This is a genomic window from Ruegeria aquimaris, from assembly GCF_025751555.1.
GTDB lineage: Bacteria > Pseudomonadota > Alphaproteobacteria > Rhodobacterales > Rhodobacteraceae > Ruegeria_B > Ruegeria_B aquimaris.
Genome location: NZ_JAOWLB010000027.1, coordinates 29,080 through 49,704, shown reverse-complemented (window position 1 = coordinate 49,704; position 20,625 = coordinate 29,080). Strand labels below are relative to the sequence as shown.

Sequence of the window (20,625 nt, the reverse complement as noted above, 5' to 3'; positions counted from 1 at the left end):
AGCTGGTCTCCATCGCAGATACCAGCTTGAATCACGTTCAGCGCTGCCTGTGAATCCCTTTTGTCAACACGGCCTAATCTGAGGTCGGCGAAGGCGCGCCTCGTCCTCCGGGATAGCGCTTGCTATCTTTGTCGCTCTCGAACAGATGACGGAACTCGAGCATTTTTTCAGATGCGACAGCAAAATTTTTCCTGACTTCGCGATACTGGTCGTCAGTATCAGCGCACGTTTTCGCCTTTTGGGCGTAATATCTTGGGCTGCCTGTAACCCTCAGGAATGCATAGAGTTCTTGTAAACATTTCGCATATGATCCACTCACAACCTCCGGCGCTACTGTGTCGTCTCCATTTGGGCCGCCACTTGCACCAAAGCCGGATGTGATCCGTCTACTGGAATATTTCTCAAAGACACACCGCAGGCTAATAGCAATGGTATAGGGCTGATGCCTTTCCGCATTCTTGTCAGCAGTCCCTTTTCCGGCTTCAAAGAATCCAGTCAGCAAGTCCACAATGGTTTCAAGTTCATCTCGTGAACTGCGGAGCACTCGCCATCTGATGTCCCTCCACAGTGCGCCGGAAGCCTCAAGAACAGTGCGTCTCACCTCGTCGAGTGCTTCCGGGTTGTCAGCGCCACCCCGGTCCTGATGTATGCGCATCTTAGCAAGCTGAATTCTGGCCTCCTCCAGCCTTTTGACTGAGCCGACAGGCGGGTTAGTGCCGTATTTCTTGGCAACCTTCGACCAGACCTCGCCGTTGCCTTCATAGGGATTTCCTATCAAGGCTGATGCGGCAAGCATTTCGTGATCCGCAATCGGTAGGTCCAGATACTCCGACAGAATTTGTGTGATTCCAGCCCAAACCTGCAGAAGTTCAGACGTTATTTCGTCGCAAAAAACTTCATCGCCACAGACGATATCGCCATTACTTTTGAAATTAACGACATCCCACCACATACTCACACCACCGTTCCATCAACTGCCGTCGTTTTTCCAACAGGTCTGACCGCGCATAGGCGCGCTCAACGTCCGACCCGACCTTGTGGGCCAAGCTCATCTCGGCCACCTCACGGGACACATCTGGCTGTTCCGCCGCCCAATCGCGAAAGGTCGAACGAAACCCGTGGACGGTGATCCCCTCGATCTTCATGCGCCGCAAAAGCATCAGCATGGCCATGTTCGACAGGGGCTTATGGCGCTTCTGCCCCTCGAACACCGCCTCTGATTGCAGCGCTTTCAATGGCTCCAAGACTGCGACCATCTGGGGTGTCAGGGGGACGCGGTGTTCCTCTCCGGCCTTCATCCGCTCATGCGGGACCGTCCAGAGCATCGCATCGAAATCAAACTCTTCCCAACGGGCCTGCAAGACCTCGCTGGTCCGGCTTGCAGTCAGGCAGGTGAACATCAGCGCCTTGGCTGCAGTGGCGTCCCGCGTGGCAAGGTCGGCATAGAAGGCGGGGACATCTTGCCAGCGCATTGCCTTGTGGTGCTGCACCTTCTGTTTGACGCGTGGCAACACCTTGGCATCGCGGATCGTGTTGACGGGGTTTTCGCCAGTGTAGAAGCCCTTCGATTTGGCTACATCCAGCACCGCCTTGATCCGCTGCGCAACGCGCTTGGCCGTTTCGTGCTTCTCAGTCCAGATGGGAAGCAAAACCTGCAACACCTCGGGCTGCCCGACCTCCGACACCGGCAAGCGCCCGATCTTTGGGAAGGCATATTCGGCGAGCGTGTTGATCCATTGCTGCCCGTGCTTGGGGTTCTTCCACGTCGGCAAGCGCTCGATGTGAACCTGCTGGGCGATCTCTTCGAAGCACGGCACCTCTTGGCGGATGTCGTAGCGCGGGTTGAGGCCCTGCTTCGCCATGCGGCGATATTCGAGGGCGCGGTCGCGCGCTTGGTTCAGCGTCACGATGTCCGCGCCTCCCAAGCCAAAATCGGTGCGCAGAGGTTTGCCCCCCCGATTCCGCTGCCCCTTGACGGTGACGCGCACAATCCAGCGCCGCGCGCCGCTCGGGTCTACCACAAGATATAGGCCGTTTCCGTCGCCATGCCGACCGGGGCCAAGCGTTCGCACCAGATTCTTGGTCAGTTTGCCGCTATGCAGAGCCATGACTAAAACCAGTGCCTATTCAAATCGGTCAAAAATTCTGCTGTGATCTGATACCCCGATGCATCCCCGATCACGGCATCGACCCCACAGTGCGGACACAATGCCGTTGCTCCTTCGGGGTGCCATTGCGAGTCGCACCAGTCTTGAATTTCGGTCGCCGGGAAGATCGCCAAGCAGTAGAAGCACCCGCACTGGTTACTAGCCAGAATCGCTGCCCGATGCCGGATCGACTTCTGATGCGCTGCTTTCAGGTCATCCATAGCACTCACTCAAAATACCACATTTCATACCACCCAATGAACAGAAATGAGTGTAATCGAAGAAATGTGAAGATCAACAACGGATGCAGATAATCAAAAAAAAACAGCGCCATATGGCGTTGAATGGGTCTGAATACAACTGTATGAAAATGGCGGGTGGCGGAGCCGATGGGATTCGAACCCACGAGACCCTTCCGGGCCTACTCCCTTAGCAGGGGAGCGCCTTCGACCACTCGGCCACAGCTCCGCTGACCCGTTTATGGATTTCGGGACAGGAGGACAAGGGCGAATTTGCCGCCTTGTCAGTCAGGCAGAGATTTTTTCATCCCTCAAACCGGTCCGTCTCGGGGGCTGCCAGGGCGGCCATGCTGGCCGATACCTGCTCCAGGAACTGCGCGCCGATTGCGGAAATCGGCCGACCGCGCGCGGTGACGATGATCACATCCAGCAGGATGCGCGGTGTGAACCGGCGCAGGACATAGCCTTGCTGCGGGTCGGTCGCCACCGTGAACGGATCGACCAGCGTCACCCCCAACCCCTGTTTCACAAGGTTCAGTGCATTACGGAACAGGTCGGTCTGACAGCGGATGCGCAGGGTGGCGCCCTCGTTGTGAAACGCTTCGCGGGCGCGGCGGGTGACCATGTGGTCGGCCCCCATGACGATGAAGGGCTGGTCGTCCAGCAGTGAGGGTGTCAGCACCTCGTGCCGGGCCAGGGGGCTGTGATCCGGCAGGGCGCAGAGGATTTCGAAGAAAAAGGGTTTTGCCTCCAACCCGTCGTGGCGCACGGGCAGTTCGCAGATGCCGATCTCGAACAGGCCTGCCATCACCCATTCCTGGATCTTGGCCGAATACTGCGACTGAAAGGCCACTGTCAGGTTCGGCTTGTCGGCGGCAAAGCGCGCGATTTCGCCGGGCATGAAGCCAAAGGCCATGGCGTGATTGGTGGCAACCTGCAACTGCCCGGCCTTCTGGTTTTGCAGGTCGACCACCGCCTGGTTCACATGCACGAGCCCGCGCATCACGGTGTCGATCTCGTCATAGAGCACCATCGCCTCGGGCGTTGGTAACAGGCGTCCGCGGTTGCGCTCGAACAGTTTCAGCCGGGTGCGCCGCTCCAGCTGCGCCAGCAGATTCGAGATTGCCGGTTGCGACACGCCCAGCCGTTCGGCCGCGCCGGTCACCGTGCCGGTCTCGATGATGGCGTGAAACGCCTGATAATGGCGGAAATACGAGGTCATATCATCCAAATCATCATCCGAAATGATACCTTTTGCAAATCTTAGTATTGGAAATGATGAAAAACCTCTCGCACACTTCCCTTGCGTCATCGGGGGATCAAATGAGCGCGCTTGACCAGAAAATTATCGGTTTCGATCTGTGGCACCTTGCCTTACCCGTGGTTTCCGCACGCGATCATGGCATCGGCCGGGTCGAGGGATCTTGCGAGATCGTGGTGCTGCGCCTGACGGCCGAGGGCGGCGCCGAAGGGTTTGGCGAGGCTTCGCCCTGGTCTGTCTTTACGGGAACGCCCGAGGCGAGCTATGCCGCGCTCGACCGGTACTTGCGGCCGCTGGTGACGGGGCGCCGGGTCGGTGACCGCGCCCTGATCATGGAGCAGGCCGGTCGCGCCGTCGCCCACTGCACCGAGGCCAAGGCGGCGCTGGAAAGCGCATTGCTGGACCTAGCCGGACAGATCTCGGACCTGCCGGTCTGGGCGCTGCTGGGGGGCAGGTTCCGCGATACTATCCCACTCAGTTGTTCCATCGCCAATCCGGATTTTGATGCCGACATCGCGTTAATGGAGCGCCTGCGCGACGATGGCGTCGGGCTGATCAAGCTCAAGACCGGGTTCAAGGACCATGCGTTCGACATCATGCGGCTGGAACGGATCGCGCGGGATTTTCCCGAATTCGGGGTGCGTGTCGATTACAATCAGGGTCTCAGCATCGAACAGGCGATTCCGCAGGTGCTGGACGTCGCCAGGTTCCGGCCGGATTTCATCGAGCAGCCGGTGCGGTTCCACCATTTCGACATGATGGCACAACTGCGGGGGCTGACGGACATCCCTCTTCTGGCCGATGAAAGTGTGTTCGGCCCCGAGGATATGGTGCGCGCCGCGCGTGAGGGCATTTGCGACGGTGTCTCGGTCAAGATCATGAAGTCCGGCGGCCTGTCACGCGGCCAGTCGGTGGCGCGCATCGCGGCGGCGCACGGGCTGACGGCCTATGGCGGCGACATGTTCGAGGCGGGGCTGGCCCATCTGGCGGGGACCCACATGATCGCAGCGACACCCGAGATCACGCTGGGCTGCGAGTTCTACCAGGCCAGCTATTTTCTGAAAGAGGACATTCTGGAAACTCCGTTCAGGGTTCAGAATGGCCAGGTGGTGGTGCCCGATGGTCCCGGCCTGGGCGCACGGCCCGAGCTGGGAAAGCTCGACCATTATGCGGTCAGGAAATCGGAATGAACGCCATGCCCTCAATAGGCCGTGGCGGCCCGCGCGGCCTGGTCATACTGTCCCGACATCAGCCGCAGCATGGCCGACAGGCGGCTCATCTGGTCGGGTTCGATGCCGGCATCCTTCATCGCCGCCAGCAACAGGTCCTCGCGAATCTCGCGGTAGCGGTCACAGGCGGCGCGCCCCTCTTCGGTGGCCTCGACCGTCTTTTCCTTGCCCAGGCGCCCTTCGCTGACCAGCCCCAGCTTGCTCAGCTTCTTGATCGCGTAGTTGACGGTATGGGTGTCCTCGACATTCAGCACCAGGCAGATGTCGGCCAGTTTCTTGGGCCGGTCCCGGTGGCGCACCGTGTGCAGCACCAGCACGTCCAGCGAGGACAGTTCGGGATATCCCGCCGCCGCCATCGCCCGCACGGTCCAGCGGCCAAAGGCATGGCCTGCGATGATCAGGCCGAATTCGAATTCGGAAACCTCCGGAAAGCTGCCCGCCGCCAGATGCGCCGAGGATACCACCGGACCAAGTTTGGAGTGTGACATGAGGCAAGACTACCCAACGCTAAAATCATGTCAACAATTTGTTGACGTTTTGTCGATGTGTGTCATGCTTCGACCCATGGAATCGGTCCAGCGCCTTATGCGTGAGGGTCGGGAGGCGAAATGAACGAGACCGCAAAGACCATCGCCATTATCGGCGCCGGCATTGTCGGCGTATCGACCGCGATCTGGCTGCAACGCGACGGTCACCGGGTGATCCTGATCGACCGGGCCGGTCCGGCCGAGGGGACCTCTTTCGGCAACGGCGGCGTTCTGGCCTCTTGCTCGATCGTGCCGGTGACCGGGCCGGGTCTGATCGCCAAGGCGCCGGGCATGCTTTTCAGCCCGAACCAGCCGCTGTTCCTGCGGTGGGGATATCTGCCGCGTCTGGCGCCCTGGTTGATCAAGTATCTTGGCCATGCGAATGCCGCCGCCGCCACCCACACGGCCAATGCCATGGCGCAGATCGTCGGTGACAGCCTGGCCGATCACCTGGCGCTGGCGCAGGGGACGGGGGCCGAGAAATGGGTGGTGCCATCGGACTACCTGTTCATCTACAACGACCGGGCGCATTATCAGGACGATGCCTTTGGCTGGGGCCTGCGGCGGCAGAACGGGTTCGTCTGGGACGAGATGGACGCCGCTGAATTCCGAGCCTATGACCCGGTGTTCTCCGACGATTTGGGGTTTGCCGTGCGGCTCAAGGATCATGGCCGCATCACCGACCCGGGCCAATACGTCAAGGATCTTGCCGCCCACGTGGTGGCGCAGGGCGGGCAGCTGATCACGGCGGCGGTCGAGGATATCGTGCACGAGAATGGCCGCGTCACCGGCGTGCGGGCCGGGGGGCAGACGATTGCATGTGATGCCGCCGTGGTGGCCACCGGCGTCTGGTCCGGGCCGCTGGCCAAGAAACTGGGCCTCGACGTGCCGCTCGAATCCGAGCGCGGTTATCATATCGAGTTCTGGAACCCGAGTTTCATGCCGAAGTCGCCGGTCATGGTGGCCGCGCGCAAATTCGTCGCCACCCCGATGGAGGGACGTTTGCGGCTGGCGGGCGTCGTCGAGTTCGGCGGGCTTGAAAACGGCCCGTCCAAGGCGCCGATCGACTTGCTCAAACGCAGCGCCGCTGCCGTTTTCCCGGGGCTCAAGGCCGACGAGGTGACCGAATGGATGGGTCACCGCCCCGCGCCCGCGGATTCGATCCCGGTGATCGGCGAGTTGCCGCATATCAAGGGGGCATATACCGGCTTTGGCCACCATCATGTGGGGCTGACCGGCGGGCCGAAAACGGGCCGTATCCTGGCCCAACTCATCTCGGGTCGACAACCCAATGTTGACCTGACCGCCTATTCCCCGGCACGCTATGCAAAGGCCGGGCAATAATAAGAAACCAAACCGATCCAACAAACTAGGGAGATTGAAATGCTGAAAATGAAACACCTGCTGGCGGCAACCGCCCTGACCGCGGCTTCGGCCCTGTCGGCCACTGCCGAAACATGGGACATGCCGCTGGCCTATGCGGCGACCAACTTCCATTCGGAAAACGCGGCCGAGTTCGCCACCTGCGTCAAGGACAAGACCGCTGGCGCGATGGAGATCGTGACCCATCCGTCCGGCTCGCTGTTTGCGGGCAACGACATCAAGCGCGCGATCCAGACCGGCCAGGCGCCGATTGGCGAGCGCCTGATCTCGGCGCACCAGAACGAGAACCCGATGTTCGGTATCGACTCGATCCCGTTCCTGGCCACCTCCTTTGGCGCGCATGAGCAGCTGTGGGAAGTCGCAGGCCCGAAAGTGGCCGAGATCCTGGCGCAGCAGAACCTGGTCTATCTCTACTCGGTGCCGTGGCCGCCGCAGGGTCTCTACTTCAAGAAGCCGGTCGAAAGCGTGGCCGACATGAAGGGGATCAAGTTCCGCTCGTACTCGACCGCAACCGCCCGCATGGCGGAACTGACCGGCATGTTGCCGGTGCAGGTCGAGGCGGCCGAACTCAGCCAGGCGCTGGCAACCGGTGTGGCCGAAAGCTTCATCTCGTCGGGCGCGACTGGCTATGACCGCAAGGTCTGGGAACACCTGACCCATTTCTACGAAGTGGACGCCTGGCTGCCGCGCAACATCGTGTTCGCCAACAAGGATGCATGGGATGGGCTGAGCCCTGAAACCCAGTCGGCGATGCGGGATTGTGCCGCCACCGCCAAGGCCAACGGTCTGCAACGGTCCAAGGACTATACCCAGTTCACGCTGGACGGTCTGAAGGCCGGGGGCATGACCGTGGGTGCGGCTGGCGCCAACCTCGTTGCCGAACTGAAGGCGATTGGTGAGACCATGACCGCCGAGTGGCTGGAAAGCGCGGGCGACGAAGGCCGTGCTGTCGTCGACGCGTACAAGGCGAAAAATTAACCATCATCAGGCGGAGGCCGCATGCTGCGGCCTCCCAACCTGTTGAAATCATAAGGGGGCAGGGACATGGGTTCTTTGCGCCGCGGGCTTGACGCGCTCTATACCGCCGGGGGTGTCGTCGCCGCTTTCTTCACAATCGCTATCCTGGGGATCATCGTGCTGCAAATGCTGGCGCGCTGGACCGGGTCCACATTCCCCGGCGCGGCGGATTATGCCGGGTACTGCATGGCGGGCGCGTCCTTCTTTGCCTTTGCCTATGCTCTGAACCATGGCGCCCATATTCGCGTGTCGCTGCTGCTCAGCAGGATGGGCCGCTGGCGGTACTGGGGCGAGCTGTGGTGCTTTGCCGTCGGGACCGCCGCCTCTACCTTTCTGGCGCGTTTCGCCATCAAGGTGACGATGGAGAGCCACCGGTTCAAGGATGTGAGCCAGGGCCAGGACGCCACCCCGCTGTGGATCCCGCAATCCATCATGGCCATTGGTGCCGTGCTGTTGGCGATCTGCTTTTGGGATCACCTGATCCGTCTGATTTTTACCGGAAACCACGGGATGCGCGAAGATCTCGTGGAGCAAAGCCACGCGGAGTAGGGACATGGAACAACTGATCCCGATTGCACTGTTTCTCTTCGTCCTGTTCCTGCTTCTGGGCTCTGGTGTCTGGGTCGGCCTCGCGCTGCTGGGCGTCGCCTATGTGGGGATGGAGCTGTTTACCTCGCGCCCCACGGGGGACGCGATGATCACGGTGATCTGGCGCTCGGCCTCCAGCTGGACGCTGACGGCGCTGCCGCTCTTCATCTGGATGGGCGAGATATTATACCGAACGCGACTGTCCGAGGACATGTTCCGTGGCCTTTCGCCCTGGATGGCGCGGCTGCCGGGCGGGCTGGTGCATACCAACATCGTGGGCTGCACCGTGTTTGCGGCGGTCTCGGGGTCCTCGGCGGCAACGCTGACCACCGTGGGCAAGATGTCGATCCCCGAATTGCGCAAACGCGGCTATCCCGAGCGGATGGTGATCGGAACCCTGGCGGGCGCGGCCACGCTGGGCCTGATGATCCCGCCGTCGCTGACGCTGATCGTCTATGGCGTGACCATCAACGAATCCATCACCAAGCTGTTCTTTGCGGGCATCCTGCCCGGGCTGGTGCTGGCGCTGATGTTCATGACCTATGTGGCGATCTATTCCAAAGTGTCGTCGAACTGGAACCCGGCACCGGAACCAAAGATGAGCTTCTTTGAAAAGGTGCAGAACTCGCGCTTTCTGATCCCGGTCATGCTGCTGATCATCGTGGTGATCGGGTCGATGTACCTGGGCTTTGCCACTGCGACCGAGGCAGCCGCCTTTGGCGTCATCGGCGCGCTGGTGCTGGCGGCGGGGCAGGGGTCGCTCAACTGGGGCACCTTTGTCGAAAGCCTGATGGGGGCGGTGCGCACCTCGGCGATGATCGCGCTGATCCTCGCGGGCGCGGCCTTTCTGTCGCTCAGCATGGGCTTTACCGGGTTGCCGCGCGGCCTGGCCGACCTGATCGCCAGTTTCGAGCTGAGCCGGTTCGAGCTGTTGATGGTGCTCCTGGTGTTCTACATCATCCTGGGCTGTTTCCTCGACGGTATCTCTTCGGTGGTGCTGACAATGGCGGTGGTCGAGCCGATGATCCGCGAGGCGGGGATCGACCTGATCTGGTTCGGTATCTTCATCGTCGTGGTGGTCGAGATGGCGCAGATCACGCCGCCGATCGGGTTCAATCTGTTTGTGCTGCAAGGCATGACCGAACACCAGATGGGGTTCATCGCCCGCGCCGCGATCCCGATGTTCCTGATCATGGTTCTGATGGTCTTCGTTCTCATCGCCTTCCCGGATCTGGCCACATGGCTGCCCGAGAACATCAGAGCGCGACCTAGCTGACGAGAATGGTCCGAGAGGAACGGCAGGATGCAACAGGCGCTGGCCTTCATCGCCCGGCATGGCAAGCTTGGCCTCATCGCGGGCCTGGTTGCCGGGCTTGCCCTGCCGGGGGTGGCGGCCGCGATGCGGCCTTGGATCCCCGAGCTGGTGGCATTCCTGCTGTTCCTCACCGCCTTTCGCATCGGCCCGGTCGATGCGGCGGGCAAGCTCAACGACCTGACCCGCACCGCCCGGGCGGTGCTGGTCCTGCAACTGGCGCTGCCGCTGGGTTTCCTGCTGCTGTTGAAGCTCATCGGCCTGCCGATGACGCCGCTGGCGCTGGCTGCGGCACTGGTGCTGGCGGCGCCTTCGGTCACCGGATCGGCGAATTTCACCATCCTGCTGCGGCAGGACCCGGCCCCGGCGCTGCGCCTTCTCATCCTGGGCACCGCGCTGTTGCCGCTGACGGCGATTCCGGTGTTCTGGTTCCTGCCCGAGTTCGGCGACCTGGCTGCCGTGCTGGCGGCGGCGCTGCGGCTGTTGGCGGTGATCCTTGCCGCCGCCGGTCTGGGCTTTGCCCTGCGCCACTGGGGCGCGCGACATCTGTCGGAGATCAACCGCCGCGCGGTCGACGGGCTGACGGTGATCGCGCTGGCCGTTGTGGTGGTGGCGCTGATGTCGGCGATCCGGCCCGCGCTGGCCGAGCGCCCGGCCGAGCTGGCCTTTTGGCTTGCCGCCGCCTTTGCGATCAATTTCGGGGGCCAGATCCTGTGCTTTGCGTTCCTGCGCGCCACCGGCCGGCCCGACCCGGTGCCGACCTCGATTGTCGCGGGCAACCGCAATTTCGCGCTGTTTCTGGTGGCCCTGCCGCCCGAGGCGACCGACCCGCTCTTGATCTTTCTGGGATGCTACCAGTTTCCCATGTATCTGACCCCGACCCTGATGCGGAGGCTCTATGACCCGCGCTGACCCCTTTCCCCTGATCCGGACCGTCGGCCTTGATGGCGTGCTTGTCACCTTTGCCGACACCATGACCGAGCCGTCGAACCGCGCCGCGCTGGCCTTTCGCGGTGCGCTACACGAGGCCGGGTGGGAGGGCGTGGTGGAAAGCTCGACCTCGCTCGCCTCGGCCTATCTGCGTTTTGACCCGCTGCGCCTGAGCCATGCCGAGGTGCAGGCGCGGCTGGCCGCCCTGCTGGCCGAACGCGATTGGTACGCCGCGCCGCTGCCCTCGGGCCGCAAACTGTGGCGGGTGCCCACGGTCTATGGCACCGATCTGGCGCCGCAGCTTGAAGACGCAGCCGCCGCCGCCGGTCTGGACGTCGATGAGGCGGTCCGCCGTCTGGCGCAGTCGCGCGTGCGGGTGCTGACCATCGGCTTTGCCCCCGGCCAGCCCTATCTGGGTCCGCTGGCACCCGAGTTCGACATTCCCCGCCTGCAACAGCTGACCCCGATGGTGCCCGAGGGCGCGCTGGTCTGCGCCATCCGCCAGCTCATCGTCTTTGCCGGACCAACGCCCACAGGCTGGCGCCATATCGGACAGACCGCGTTCCGCTGCTTCCGTCCGGGGATGGAATGGACATTTGCCCTCAACCCCGGCGACGAGATGGTGTTCGAACCCATCGAGCGGGCGGAACTGGACCATATCCGCGTCCATAACGAGGACGGTACCGGCGGTGCCACGGTCGAGGAGATCGAGGCATGAGCCTGATTGTCCGCCGCATCGGCCCCGCCTGCACCATCCAGGATCAGGGGCGCGCAGGCTTCCTGGATCAGGGCCTGTCCCGCTCGGGCGCGGCCGATCTGCGCGCGCTTTACGAAGGGGCTGCGCTTTTGCGTCAGAAACCCGATCTGGCGGCGCTGGAGATGGCTGGTATGGGCGGTGAATTCGAGGCCACAGCGCCCTTGCGCATCGCGCTCACCGGCGCGCCCATGCAGGCCAGCATCGACGGCAGCCCGGTCGCCTGGAACGCCTCGCATGCTTTGGCCAAGGGCCAGCGGCTGAGCATCGGCGCGGTGCTGCGCGGCGGATACGGATACCTGCACCTGGGTGGCGGCATCGCGACCGAGCCTTTCCTCGGCTCGCGCTCGGCGCATCTGGCGGCGCGGGTCGGTCGCGCGGTGGCGGTGGGCGACACACTGGCAAACGGGCCGGACAAGGGCGAGACGGGCATGAAGATCGCCGCCGAGGACCGGTTCGGCGGCGGCACCCTGCGGGTGGTGGCCAGCTTCCAGACCGCGCTGTTCGATGGTGAGACGCTGGCCCGGTTCGAGGCGACCGAGTTCCGCCGTGGCCCGCGCGCCAACCGGATGGGGATGCAGCTGGACAGCGACGGGCCGGGCTTTGCCGCCAAAGGGCAGCTCAACATCCTGTCCGAGGTGATTTCGCCCGGTGACATCCAGATGACCGGCACCGGCAACCCGTTCATCCTGTTGCCCGAATGCCAGACCACCGGCGGCTATCCCCGCATCGCCACCGTGCTGCCCTGTGACCTGCCGCGCGCGGCGCAGACGCCGCCGGGGGGCGCGATGCGCTTCCGCTTTGTCCCGCTCGACGAGGCGGTCACCCTGCATGCGGCCTGGCTCAAGGACCTTGCGCGCCTCAGCTCGCGGGTCGAACCCTTGGTACGCGACCCGCATGACATTCCCGATCTTCTGTCCTACCAACTGATCAGCGGCGTCGTGTCCGCCAATGACTGAGGAGCATTCCATGACCCAAGTGGACCTGAACGCCGACATGGGCGAAAGCTTTGGCCCGTGGAAGATGGGCGACGATGACAGCCTGCTGAAAATCATCACCTCGGCCAATATCGCCTGCGGCTTTCATGCGGGCGACCCGGACGTGATGGCGAAAACCATGGCGCTTGCGGCGGAAAACGGCGTGGGCATCGGCGCGCATCCGGGTTTTCCCGACCTGCAAGGGTTCGGTCGCCGCAACATGAAGGTGCCGCATGACAGCCTGCGCAACATGGTGCGCTATCAGCTGGGCGCGGCGCTGGGCATCGCGCGGGCGGTGGGCACGCAGGTCCGGCATCTGAAATTGCATGGGGCGCTGGCCAACATGTGCTCGGTCGATCAGGACATGGCGCGCGCCTGTTACCTGGGTGCGCTGGACGTGGACCCCGACATCATCATCATGGTGCTGGCGGTCACCAAACAGGAACAGGCAGTGCGCGAACTGGGCTGCAAATGGGTGGGCGAGATCTTTGCCGACCGCGCCTATAACGACAACGGCACGCTGGTCGACCGGTCGCTGCCCGGCGCGGTGATCCACGATCCACATATCGCCGGGCCGCGTATGCTAAAGATGGTGCGGGCGGGTGCGATCATCACCGAAAGCGGCAAGCATCTTGAGACCTCGGTCGACACCATCTGCCTGCATGGCGACGGGCCGACGGCGGTCCAGATCGCCCGCTCGGTGCGGGCCTGCCTGGAAGAGGGCGGGGTAGAGGTGACAAAGTTCGAACGCTAGGGTCTCACCACCGGGTCAGGGCGTCTTCGTCCTCGTCCTTGGCGGCGACCCAACCGGCACCAGCCCCGGTGATTTCCTTTTTCCAGAACGGCGCGCGGGATTTCAGGTAATCCATCAGGTATTCGGCCGCCTCGAACGCATCCTTGCGATGGGGCGCGGCGGTGGCCACCATCATGATGCGGTCGCCAGGGGCAAGGCGGCCATAGCGGTGGATCACCAGCACATCGCCCAGCGACCAGCGTTCCTGCGCCTCGGTCGCGATCTTGGTCAGCGCCTTTTCGGTCATGCCCGGATAATGCTCGATCTCCATCACATCCAGGTCGCCGCGCGCCAGGTCGCGCACGACACCGGTAAAGGTCACGATGGCGCCCATGCCGGTATCGGCGGCGGCAAAGGCGTTGGCCTCGGCGCCAAGGTCAAAGGGTTCCTGCTGCACCACCACGCGCATCGCGATCAGCCCCCGGTCATCGGCGGAAAGAACGCCACCTCGCGCACACCGGCCAGCGATGCGTCGAAATCGGCTAGGTCCTGATCCAGCGCCACCCGCAGGGCGCTGAGATCGGCAAAGGCCGCCTCGTAGCGCGGCTCGCGGGCGCGCAACTCCTCGACCAGCTGCGCCACGGTTTCGGCGCCGGTCTCGACCCGCTCGCGCGGGATGCCGATCCGTTCGCGGACCCAGGCGAAATAGAGTACATCCATCAGCGCGTCTCCTTCAGGTGCGGCATGGCTTTACGTAGATAGTCGTAGCCGGTGATCAATGTCAGTGCCGCCGCGACCCAGAGCAGCCACAGGCCCAGACGCCCCGACCAGACCATACCGACATCGACCCAGTTGAGGTCCGCAAAGTCCTCTGGCCGCTTGGACAGGTAGTGTTCGAAAATTCCCTGGGAAAACAGCGTGGCGATGGCGATCATCTGCGCAGTGGTCTTCCACTTTGCCAGTTTGGTGACCTTGAGAGTGCCCGCTACGTCACCGAGATATTCGCGCAGACCCGAGACAAACACCTCGCGGAACAGGATTACTGTGGCGGGCAGCACCAGCCAGGGTGTCCAGTGTTCGGCCGAATAACCCACCAGGATCATCAGCGCGATTACCACCATCGCCTTGTCGGCGATCGGATCCAGCATCGCGCCCATCTTGGTTTCCTGCTTCCAGGCACGGGCCAGATAACCGTCGAACCAGTCGGTCACCGCCGCCGACACGAACAGCAACAGCGCGAACCAGTCCGCATAGGGCCGGGTGAAGTACAGAAACATGATGGCCAGACCCGGCGCCGCCAGCAGGCGCAGCAGGGTCAGGATATTGGGCAGGTTCCATTTCATGTCACGGGTCTACCCTGCACGAGGCGATTGGAAAAGAGGGCAGGCGCGCGGCATCGCTTACAGCGCCGCGCGCAGTTCTTGGATCAGCCGGTAGCGCAGGCCAAAGGCACGGTCGCTGGTGGGTTCGGCCTCGCAGGACATCCAGGCCACGACAAGGTCGCGCGCCGGGTCGGCAAAGACGTATTGCCCGTGAATGCCCATGCCATGGATCAGCGGCGCCTCGCCCGGATGGACATACCATTTCGAGCGATAGACCATGTCGAAATCGCTGAAACGCTCGCCAAAATCGCCGCTGGTCCAGGCCTCGCGGTCGCCTGCGGTCGCGATATCCTCCAGCCATGCGGCGGGGATTACCTGCCGCCCGTCCGCACGCGCACCGCCCTGGCAGATCAGCTGGCCGACCCGCGCCAGGTCGCGGGCGATGACGCACATGCCGCCCGCCGCGCGCGGCCCGCCGATCCGGTCCACGGTGATATAGCCTGCTTTTTCCGCGCCCATCGGCTGCCACAGATGCTCGGACATCAGGTCGGCATAACGCCGCCCCGCCGCCCGCTCGATCACCCAGGCCAGAAGGTCGGTCACCGGCGAGACATAGTGGAACCGCCCGCCATGCGGGCCGTCGCTTGCGGTCAGCATCATCTGGAAACTGCGCAGGTCCGGGGCCACCTCGCCGGGTTCGACCACGTTCCAGTTGGCCGCCTTGCGATAGGCGATGATCGGGCCAGATGTGGCGGTGTAATCTTCCGAGAATTCGACCCCCACGCGCATGTCAAGCGCCTGGCGCACGGTCGCCCCGGCATAGGCGGTGGGCGCGAGTTCGGGGATATAGTCGATGATGCCGGCCTCAAGATCCAACAGACCCTTGTTCGCCAGGATACCGGCAAGGAGGCCGAGCATGGATTTCGACACCGACATCAGGATATGCGGGTCCTCGGCGGTCATGCCGTTGCGATACAGCTCATGCACGACCCGGCCTTTGTGCAGCACCACCAGCGCATCGGTCAGGGTCGGGGCGAGGATATCCTCGATCGCGGCATCCGACAGCAGCGGCGCACCCTGGTCCAGCGCCCAGACATCGCCCGGTGCGTTGGCGATCTCGGCCGAGGGCACAACCTCGCGCACATGGTGAAACGCCCAAGCCGAATAGGGTTGCGTCCGCCAGTTCGCCAGCGTCGCCCGGTCGGCCTCGGCCGGTGGAAATCCCTGCATCAATGTCATCTGCTTTCCTCCCAGGTCAGACCCAACCGCAGGCAGGCGCGAAAGGCAAGTCAGCTTTCGTGGAAGAAGTCATAGATTTTCCGCGCCAACCCTTCGGAGACACCCTCGACCGCGGTCAGATCGGCCAGATCCGCACGGCTCACTGCCTTGGCGCTGCCGAAATGCGCCAAAAGCGCCCGTTTGCGCGCGGCGCCGACACCGGGGATATCGTCGAGCGGGGTGGCGCTCACCGCCTTGGCCCGCTTGGCGCGATGGGTCCCGATGGCAAAGCGGTGCGCCTCATCCCGAAGCCGCTGGATGAAATACAGCACCGGGTCGTTCCGCTTCAGCGCAAAGGGGCGCTGGCCGATGCGGTGGAACTCTTCCTTGCCGTGGTCGCGGTCGACGCCCTTGGCCACGCCGACCATCGGAATATCCTCGACCCCGTGCGCCACCATGATTTCCTGCACCGCGCTGACCTGTCCGGCGCCGCCGTCGATCAGCAACAGATCGGGCCACAGCCCTTTGTCGCGGTCCGGGTCCTCTTTCAGCAACCGGGTGAACCGGCGGGTCAGCACCTCTTTCATCATGCCGAAATCGTCGCCCGGCGTCAGCTCGTCGCCCCGGATGTTGAACTTGCGGTACTGGTTCTTCATCAGCCCCTCAGGCCCGGCCACGATCATGCCGCCGACCGCGTTGGTGCCCTGGATATGGCTGTTGTCATAGACCTCGATCCGCTTTGGCGGGCCGTCCAGGTCGAACGCCTCGGCCAGACCGCGCAATAGCTTGGCCTGGGTGGCGCTTTCCGACATCCGCCGGGCCAGCGACTCGCGCGCGTTGCGCAGCGCGCCCGAGACCAGCTCGGCCTTTTCGCCGCGCTGGGGCACCAGAAGTTCCACCTTGCGCCCGGCCTTCTCGCTCAGCGCCTCGGTCATCAGGTCGGCATTCTCGATCGCGTCCGACAGGATCAACTGCCGGGGCGGTTCCTTGTTGTCATAGAATTGACCCAGGAAGGCCTCCATCACCTCGGCTGCCGAGACGTCCTCGCCCACGCGGGGATAGAAATCGCGGTTGCCCCAGTTCTGATTGGCGCGGATGAAAAAGACCTGCACACAGGCCTGGCCGTTCTCCAGATGCAGGGCCACCACATCCGCCTCGGCCACGCCGCGCGGGTTGATGCCCTGAGCGCCCTGCACCGTGGTCAGCGCGCGGATCCGGTCTCGCAACGCCGCTGCTCGTTCGAACTCCATAGCCTCGGAGGCGGCCATCATCTCGGCGGCAAGCTCCTCTTGCACCCGGGTGGAGCGGCCCGAGAGAAAGCGTTCGGCATCCTTGACGCTGGCGGCATAGTCGGCCTCGGAGATCAGCCCCACGCACGGCCCCGAACAGCGTTTGATCTGGTAAAGCAGGCAGGGCCGGGTGCGGCTGTCGAACACCGCATCGGTGCAGTTGCGCAGCAGGAAGGCCTTTTGCAACTGGTTCAGGGTGCGGTTGACTGCACCGGCACTGGCAAAGGGTCCGAAATAGGTGCCCTTTTCCTTTTTCGCGCCCCGGTGTTTCTTGATCTGGGCAAACGGATGGTCCTTGGCCACCAGGATATTGGGAAAGCTTTTGTCGTCTCTGAGCAGCACGTTGTATTTCGGCTTGAGCTGCTTGATCAGGTTCTGTTCCAATAGCAGCGCCTCGGTCTCGGTGCGCGTGGTCAGGAACATCATCGAGGCGGTCTCGCGGATCATCCGCTCGATCCGTGCGCTATGGCCGGGGCGGGCATAGTTCGACACCCGGGCGCGCAGATTGCGGGCCTTGCCGACATAGAGCACCCGCGCCTGCGCATCGAGCATCCGGTAGACCCCCGGCGCGCCGCTCAGGGTGCGCAGATAGCCCTGGATACAGGCGTAGCCGGTCACGGGTGTATCGGTGGTGTTGGGGGTTTGTTCGGCCATGGCTCTGACATACGATTCTCACCCCTTGGCTGCAATCTTCTGGTCGCCAGTTCAAGAGGAAACAAATCCACGATTGCTGTGGATAAGTCTGACCATAAGTTCCCGCGAGGTGGAAATTTCCCTTGAAACTCGGGGCCTTTGTAGATTTGCCTAGAAAATAGGCAGAACCGTAGGCGCTTGTTTTTAATGAATAAAAATTTGATCTAAATACAAGCTCATGAAATCAAAGGGATTTTTGTAACGCTTTCGCAACAGAAATGTGAACGGTGCAAAACTTGAGCCGCAAAAGCTCATTCAACCCCGATCACGTCAGGTGTGCGCCACCCCAGGTGCTGCCCGCCATCGACGCAAAGCAACTGCCCGGTTACCGCAGGGGCATCAAGGAAATATCCCAAAGCGGCGGTGATATCCCGCGGATTCGATCCGCGCCCGGAGATGGTGTTGGCGCGCTGCGCCGCGAAGTGCTCGGGTGACTGGCGATGGCCTTTCAGGGTCGGGCCGGGGCCGATCGCGTTGACCCGGATCGCCGGTGTCAGCGCCTGTGCGCTGGTTTGGGTCAGGGTCCACAGCGCCGCCTTGGCCAGTGTATAGGTCATGAACTCCGGCGTCAGCTTGCGCACCCGCATGTCGATCATGTTGACGATCAGCCCGGTCGCCATCGGCTCGCCAGCGTCATCGGCGACGGGCTGCAACCCCTGCGCCGCAATCGCCTGGGTCAGCACGAAGGGCGCGCGCAGGTTGCTTTCCATATGCCGGTCCCAACTGGTCCGGCTGGCACTGGTGAGACTGTCGTATTCAAAGATCGAGGCGTTGTTGACCAGGCAGGTGATCGGCCCCCCCAGCATCTCTGCCGCCCGGGGCAACAGCGCCCGCGTCTGCGCCTCGTCCAGCAGGTCGGCTTGCAGGGTCGCGGCCGCGCGCCCCAGCGCGCGGACCTCTGCGGCAACCGCCTCGGCGTCGCCTTCGGAATTGGCATAGTGAACGCCAACATCGAAACCGCGCCGGGCCAGATACAGCGCCATCGCCTTGCCCAGCCGTTGCCCGGCCCCGGTTACCAATGCGCGTGACATGTGGCTCTCCTCTCGCCGCCTAGACCAGAACGATGACCACGTAACCGACGTACATGGCGCTCAGCACCGCCCCCCAGAACCGGTTGATGTCCAGCTTGAAGAACACGAAAGGGATCAGCATCAGCGAGGCGGCAAGCATCACCCAGAGGTCGAATTCCAGAAAAGCGGGATCGACCGGGATCGGTCCGAACAGGGTGGCGACACCGATGATGGCCAGCAGGTTGAACATGTTCGATCCGATCACATTGCCCAGCGCGACATCGGCCTGACGGCGCAGCGCCGCCATCACCGTGGTCGCCAGTTCCGGCAGCGAGGTGCCCAGCGCCACCAGCGTCAGGCCGATCACCGTTTCGCTGACCCCATAGGTGCGCGCGATGACCGAGGCATTGTCGACCAGCAGATGCGCCCCCATCGGCAGGCCCAGCAGACCCAGCACTAGAAAGACACCGATCCGCCACCAGGGCATGTTCGGGTCGGCCTCCTCCAGCGCCTCCAGATCGTCATCCGCGCAGGGGTCGCCACAGGCCTTGCGATGCGCGTGTGCCTCGCGAAAGGCATTGGCCAGCATCAGGCCCAGACCCGCCAGCAGGATCATGCCGCTGGTCACCGTGAAGGTGCCGCAGAAGGCCAGCCCGATGAACAGCACCGAGGCCAGCAGCATCAGCACATAGTTGCGCCGCGTGTCGCATTCGCTGGTGTGCAGCGTCGCCAACAGCGCGGGCAGGCCCAGCACCAGCAGGATATTGGCGGTGTTCGACCCCACCACATTGCCCAGCGCGATACCGGGCGCGTTTTCCTGCACCGCCTTGATCGAGATCAGCAGCTCCGGCGCCGAAGTGCCAAAGGCCACGATCGTCAGGCTGACGATCAGCGCTGGCACTCCCAGCCGCAGGCTGAGATTGACCGCGCCCCGAACCAGCGCGTCACCGGCCAGAAGCAGGATCAACAGCCCAAGGCCCGACAGGAGCCATGCCATCATGCCCGACCTCCATGTCCGCAGGCACAGGGGCCCTTTCCGATCCGATAGCGCCCGCAGCGCGGGCATTTCGCCGAGCTCAGCCGCCGCGCACCGGGAAACCGCAGCCGCCCGAACATGGCAAGCACCGCGATGGCGACGAGAAAGAGGGTGACGATCTTGACCAGCATGTCAGAGGCCGAACCGCGCGAAGGCGGCCCGCTCCTCGATCCCGCCCAGCGCGTCCTCGGCCAGGGACAGGCCGAACCGTGACCAGACCGCGCGGCGCAACCCGTAGCGGCGGAACCGCACCTTGTCTCCGAAGCGTTCCTGCATCTTGGGTCTCAGATGCCCGATGCCGTCGATCAGTCCCAGATCGCGCGCCCGCGCACCCAGCCAGATCTCGCCGGTGAACAGGTCCTCGGACAGGTCCAGCCGTGTTCCGCGCCGGGCCTTTACGTGGTCGATGAAATTCTTGTGAATGTCGCCCAGGATGCCCTTGAGCCGGGCGATATCCTCGTCCTTTTCCGGGCTGAACGGGTCGAGCATGGATTTCGACTTGCCCGCCGTATGCACCCGCCGTTCGATCCCCTGCCGGGCCAGGAACACATGCGCGCCAAACCCGGCCGAAATGACGCCGATGGATCCCAGGATCGAACTGTCATCGGCCCAGATCTCGTCGGCGGCGCAGGCCAGCCAGTATCCGCCCGAAGCGGCCACATCCTCGACAAAGGCATAGACCGGCACATCCAGCTCATCCGCCAGGCGCCGGATCCGCGCACCGATCAGCGAACTTTGCACCGGCGAGCCGCCGGGCGAATTGATCTCGAGCGCCACGGCCGCCGGTTTACCCTTGCGAAAGGCGCGTTCCAGCACCGGGGCCAGCGAGGTGTCGTTGAGAGACCCGCGCCCGGTCAGGCCAATGGCGCCTGACAGGCGAACCACGGCCACCAGCGGCGGCTTTTTCAGAAAGGGCAGGGCGAGTGTCATGGCAGCCGATGTAGAGCGCTGCTGTCCGAC

Annotated in this window: 22 protein-coding genes, 1 tRNA gene and 1 pseudogene; 9 read left to right on the top strand and 15 right to left on the bottom strand. The window is 63.3% G+C overall.

Annotated features, from left to right (window positions below; translation table 11 throughout):
• Positions 1-73: 73 nt before the first annotated feature.
• The 5 genes from OE747_RS22510 to OE747_RS22490 all read right to left on the bottom strand — a co-directional run bounded on the left by OE747_RS22510 (position 74) and on the right by OE747_RS22490 (position 3,608).
• Entirely contained in the window at positions 74-958 is an 885-nt protein-coding gene (locus OE747_RS22510; RefSeq protein WP_263830706.1) for a hypothetical protein, read from the bottom strand.
• Positions 933-2,108, bottom strand: a complete 1,176-nt coding sequence (locus OE747_RS22505) for a tyrosine-type recombinase/integrase (RefSeq protein ID WP_263830705.1) — start codon at positions 2,106-2,108, stop codon at positions 933-935. Before OE747_RS22505 ends, OE747_RS22510 begins: the two co-directional genes overlap by 26 nt.
• A gap of 2 nt (positions 2,109-2,110) precedes the next feature.
• Positions 2,111-2,368, bottom strand: coding sequence for a cytoplasmic protein (locus OE747_RS22500; protein ID WP_263830704.1), 258 nt, complete (start codon positions 2,366-2,368; stop codon positions 2,111-2,113).
• A gap of 157 nt (positions 2,369-2,525) precedes the next feature.
• Positions 2,526-2,615: transfer RNA gene (locus OE747_RS22495), tRNA-Ser, on the bottom strand.
• Positions 2,616-2,690: 75 nt separating this feature from the next.
• The gene (locus OE747_RS22490) at positions 2,691-3,608 is read right to left on the bottom strand and encodes a LysR family transcriptional regulator (protein WP_263388747.1); all 918 of its coding nucleotides are present in this window, start codon (positions 3,606-3,608) and stop codon (positions 2,691-2,693) included.
• Between the two features lie 101 nt (positions 3,609-3,709).
• Here OE747_RS22490 and OE747_RS22485 point away from each other — a divergent pair, with 101 nt between their 5' ends.
• Positions 3,710-4,837: an enolase C-terminal domain-like protein gene (locus OE747_RS22485; protein ID WP_263830703.1), complete on the top strand. Its 1,128-nt coding sequence runs from the start codon at positions 3,710-3,712 to the stop codon at positions 4,835-4,837.
• Between the two features lie 11 nt (positions 4,838-4,848).
• Here OE747_RS22485 and OE747_RS22480 read toward each other — a convergent pair whose 3' ends face one another.
• Positions 4,849-5,364, bottom strand: coding sequence for a winged helix DNA-binding protein (locus tag OE747_RS22480; RefSeq protein ID WP_263830702.1), 516 nt, complete (start codon positions 5,362-5,364; stop codon positions 4,849-4,851).
• 120 nt (positions 5,365-5,484) lie between these two features.
• Here OE747_RS22480 and OE747_RS22475 point away from each other — a divergent pair, with 120 nt between their 5' ends.
• The 8 genes from OE747_RS22475 (at position 5,485) to OE747_RS22440 (ending at position 13,118) form a co-directional block, all read left to right on the top strand.
• Entirely contained in the window at positions 5,485-6,747 is a 1,263-nt protein-coding gene (locus tag OE747_RS22475; RefSeq protein WP_263830701.1) for an NAD(P)/FAD-dependent oxidoreductase, read from the top strand.
• A 39-nt stretch (positions 6,748-6,786) separates the two neighbouring features.
• Complete coding sequence (locus tag OE747_RS22470) at positions 6,787-7,764, top strand: TRAP transporter substrate-binding protein (protein ID WP_263830700.1); 978 nt, start codon at positions 6,787-6,789, stop codon at positions 7,762-7,764.
• 66 nt (positions 7,765-7,830) lie between these two features.
• Positions 7,831-8,352 (top strand): TRAP transporter small permease, encoded by a 522-nt coding sequence (locus OE747_RS22465; RefSeq protein ID WP_263830699.1) that lies wholly within the window; start codon positions 7,831-7,833, stop codon positions 8,350-8,352.
• A gap of 4 nt (positions 8,353-8,356) precedes the next feature.
• A complete protein-coding gene (locus tag OE747_RS22460; protein ID WP_263830698.1) occupies positions 8,357-9,667 on the top strand; it encodes a TRAP transporter large permease in 1,311 nt (436 codons plus the stop codon).
• A 27-nt stretch (positions 9,668-9,694) separates the two neighbouring features.
• Entirely contained in the window at positions 9,695-10,615 is a 921-nt protein-coding gene (locus OE747_RS22455) for a hypothetical protein (protein WP_263830697.1), read from the top strand.
• The gene (locus OE747_RS22450) at positions 10,602-11,351 is read left to right on the top strand and encodes a 5-oxoprolinase subunit B family protein (RefSeq protein ID WP_263830696.1); all 750 of its coding nucleotides are present in this window, start codon (positions 10,602-10,604) and stop codon (positions 11,349-11,351) included. Before OE747_RS22455 ends, OE747_RS22450 begins: the two co-directional genes overlap by 14 nt.
• Complete coding sequence (locus OE747_RS22445; protein WP_263830695.1) at positions 11,348-12,346, top strand: 5-oxoprolinase subunit C family protein; 999 nt, start codon at positions 11,348-11,350, stop codon at positions 12,344-12,346. Before OE747_RS22450 ends, OE747_RS22445 begins: the two co-directional genes overlap by 4 nt.
• Positions 12,347-12,356: 10 nt before the next feature.
• Complete coding sequence (locus OE747_RS22440; RefSeq protein WP_263830694.1) at positions 12,357-13,118, top strand: LamB/YcsF family protein; 762 nt, start codon at positions 12,357-12,359, stop codon at positions 13,116-13,118.
• Positions 13,119-13,122: 4 nt separating this feature from the next.
• Here the strand turns inward: OE747_RS22440 and OE747_RS22435 are convergent, their stop codons facing one another.
• The 9 genes and pseudogenes from OE747_RS22435 to OE747_RS22395 all read right to left on the bottom strand — a co-directional run bounded on the left by OE747_RS22435 (position 13,123) and on the right by OE747_RS22395 (position 20,595).
• Complete coding sequence (locus tag OE747_RS22435; RefSeq protein ID WP_263830693.1) at positions 13,123-13,566, bottom strand: molybdenum cofactor biosynthesis protein MoaE; 444 nt, start codon at positions 13,564-13,566, stop codon at positions 13,123-13,125.
• A gap of 5 nt (positions 13,567-13,571) precedes the next feature.
• Complete coding sequence (gene moaD, locus OE747_RS22430) at positions 13,572-13,817, bottom strand: molybdopterin converting factor subunit 1 (RefSeq protein ID WP_263830692.1); 246 nt, start codon at positions 13,815-13,817, stop codon at positions 13,572-13,574.
• Positions 13,817-14,440 carry a CDP-diacylglycerol--glycerol-3-phosphate 3-phosphatidyltransferase gene (pgsA, locus tag OE747_RS22425; protein WP_263830691.1) on the bottom strand — a complete coding sequence of 208 codons (624 nt, stop codon included), beginning with the start codon at positions 14,438-14,440 and terminating at the stop codon, positions 13,817-13,819. The genes moaD and pgsA overlap by 1 nt, the downstream gene beginning before the upstream one ends.
• A gap of 57 nt (positions 14,441-14,497) precedes the next feature.
• Positions 14,498-15,658: a serine hydrolase domain-containing protein gene (locus tag OE747_RS22420; RefSeq protein ID WP_263830690.1), complete on the bottom strand. Its 1,161-nt coding sequence runs from the start codon at positions 15,656-15,658 to the stop codon at positions 14,498-14,500.
• Between the two features lie 50 nt (positions 15,659-15,708).
• Entirely contained in the window at positions 15,709-17,580 is a 1,872-nt protein-coding gene (gene uvrC, locus OE747_RS22415; protein WP_263830689.1) for an excinuclease ABC subunit UvrC, read from the bottom strand.
• 290 nt (positions 17,581-17,870) lie between these two features.
• Positions 17,871-18,653, bottom strand: a pseudogene (locus tag OE747_RS22410) (SDR family oxidoreductase); the annotation flags it as partial.
• A 16-nt stretch (positions 18,654-18,669) separates the two neighbouring features.
• Positions 18,670-19,629, bottom strand: coding sequence for a calcium/sodium antiporter (locus OE747_RS22405; protein WP_263830688.1), 960 nt, complete (start codon positions 19,627-19,629; stop codon positions 18,670-18,672).
• Positions 19,626-19,796: a hypothetical protein gene (locus OE747_RS22400; protein WP_203582942.1), complete on the bottom strand. Its 171-nt coding sequence runs from the start codon at positions 19,794-19,796 to the stop codon at positions 19,626-19,628. The genes OE747_RS22405 and OE747_RS22400 overlap by 4 nt, the downstream gene beginning before the upstream one ends.
• A gap of 1 nt (position 19,797) precedes the next feature.
• Complete coding sequence (locus OE747_RS22395) at positions 19,798-20,595, bottom strand: S49 family peptidase (RefSeq protein ID WP_263830687.1); 798 nt, start codon at positions 20,593-20,595, stop codon at positions 19,798-19,800.
• Positions 20,596-20,625 lie beyond the last annotated feature (30 nt).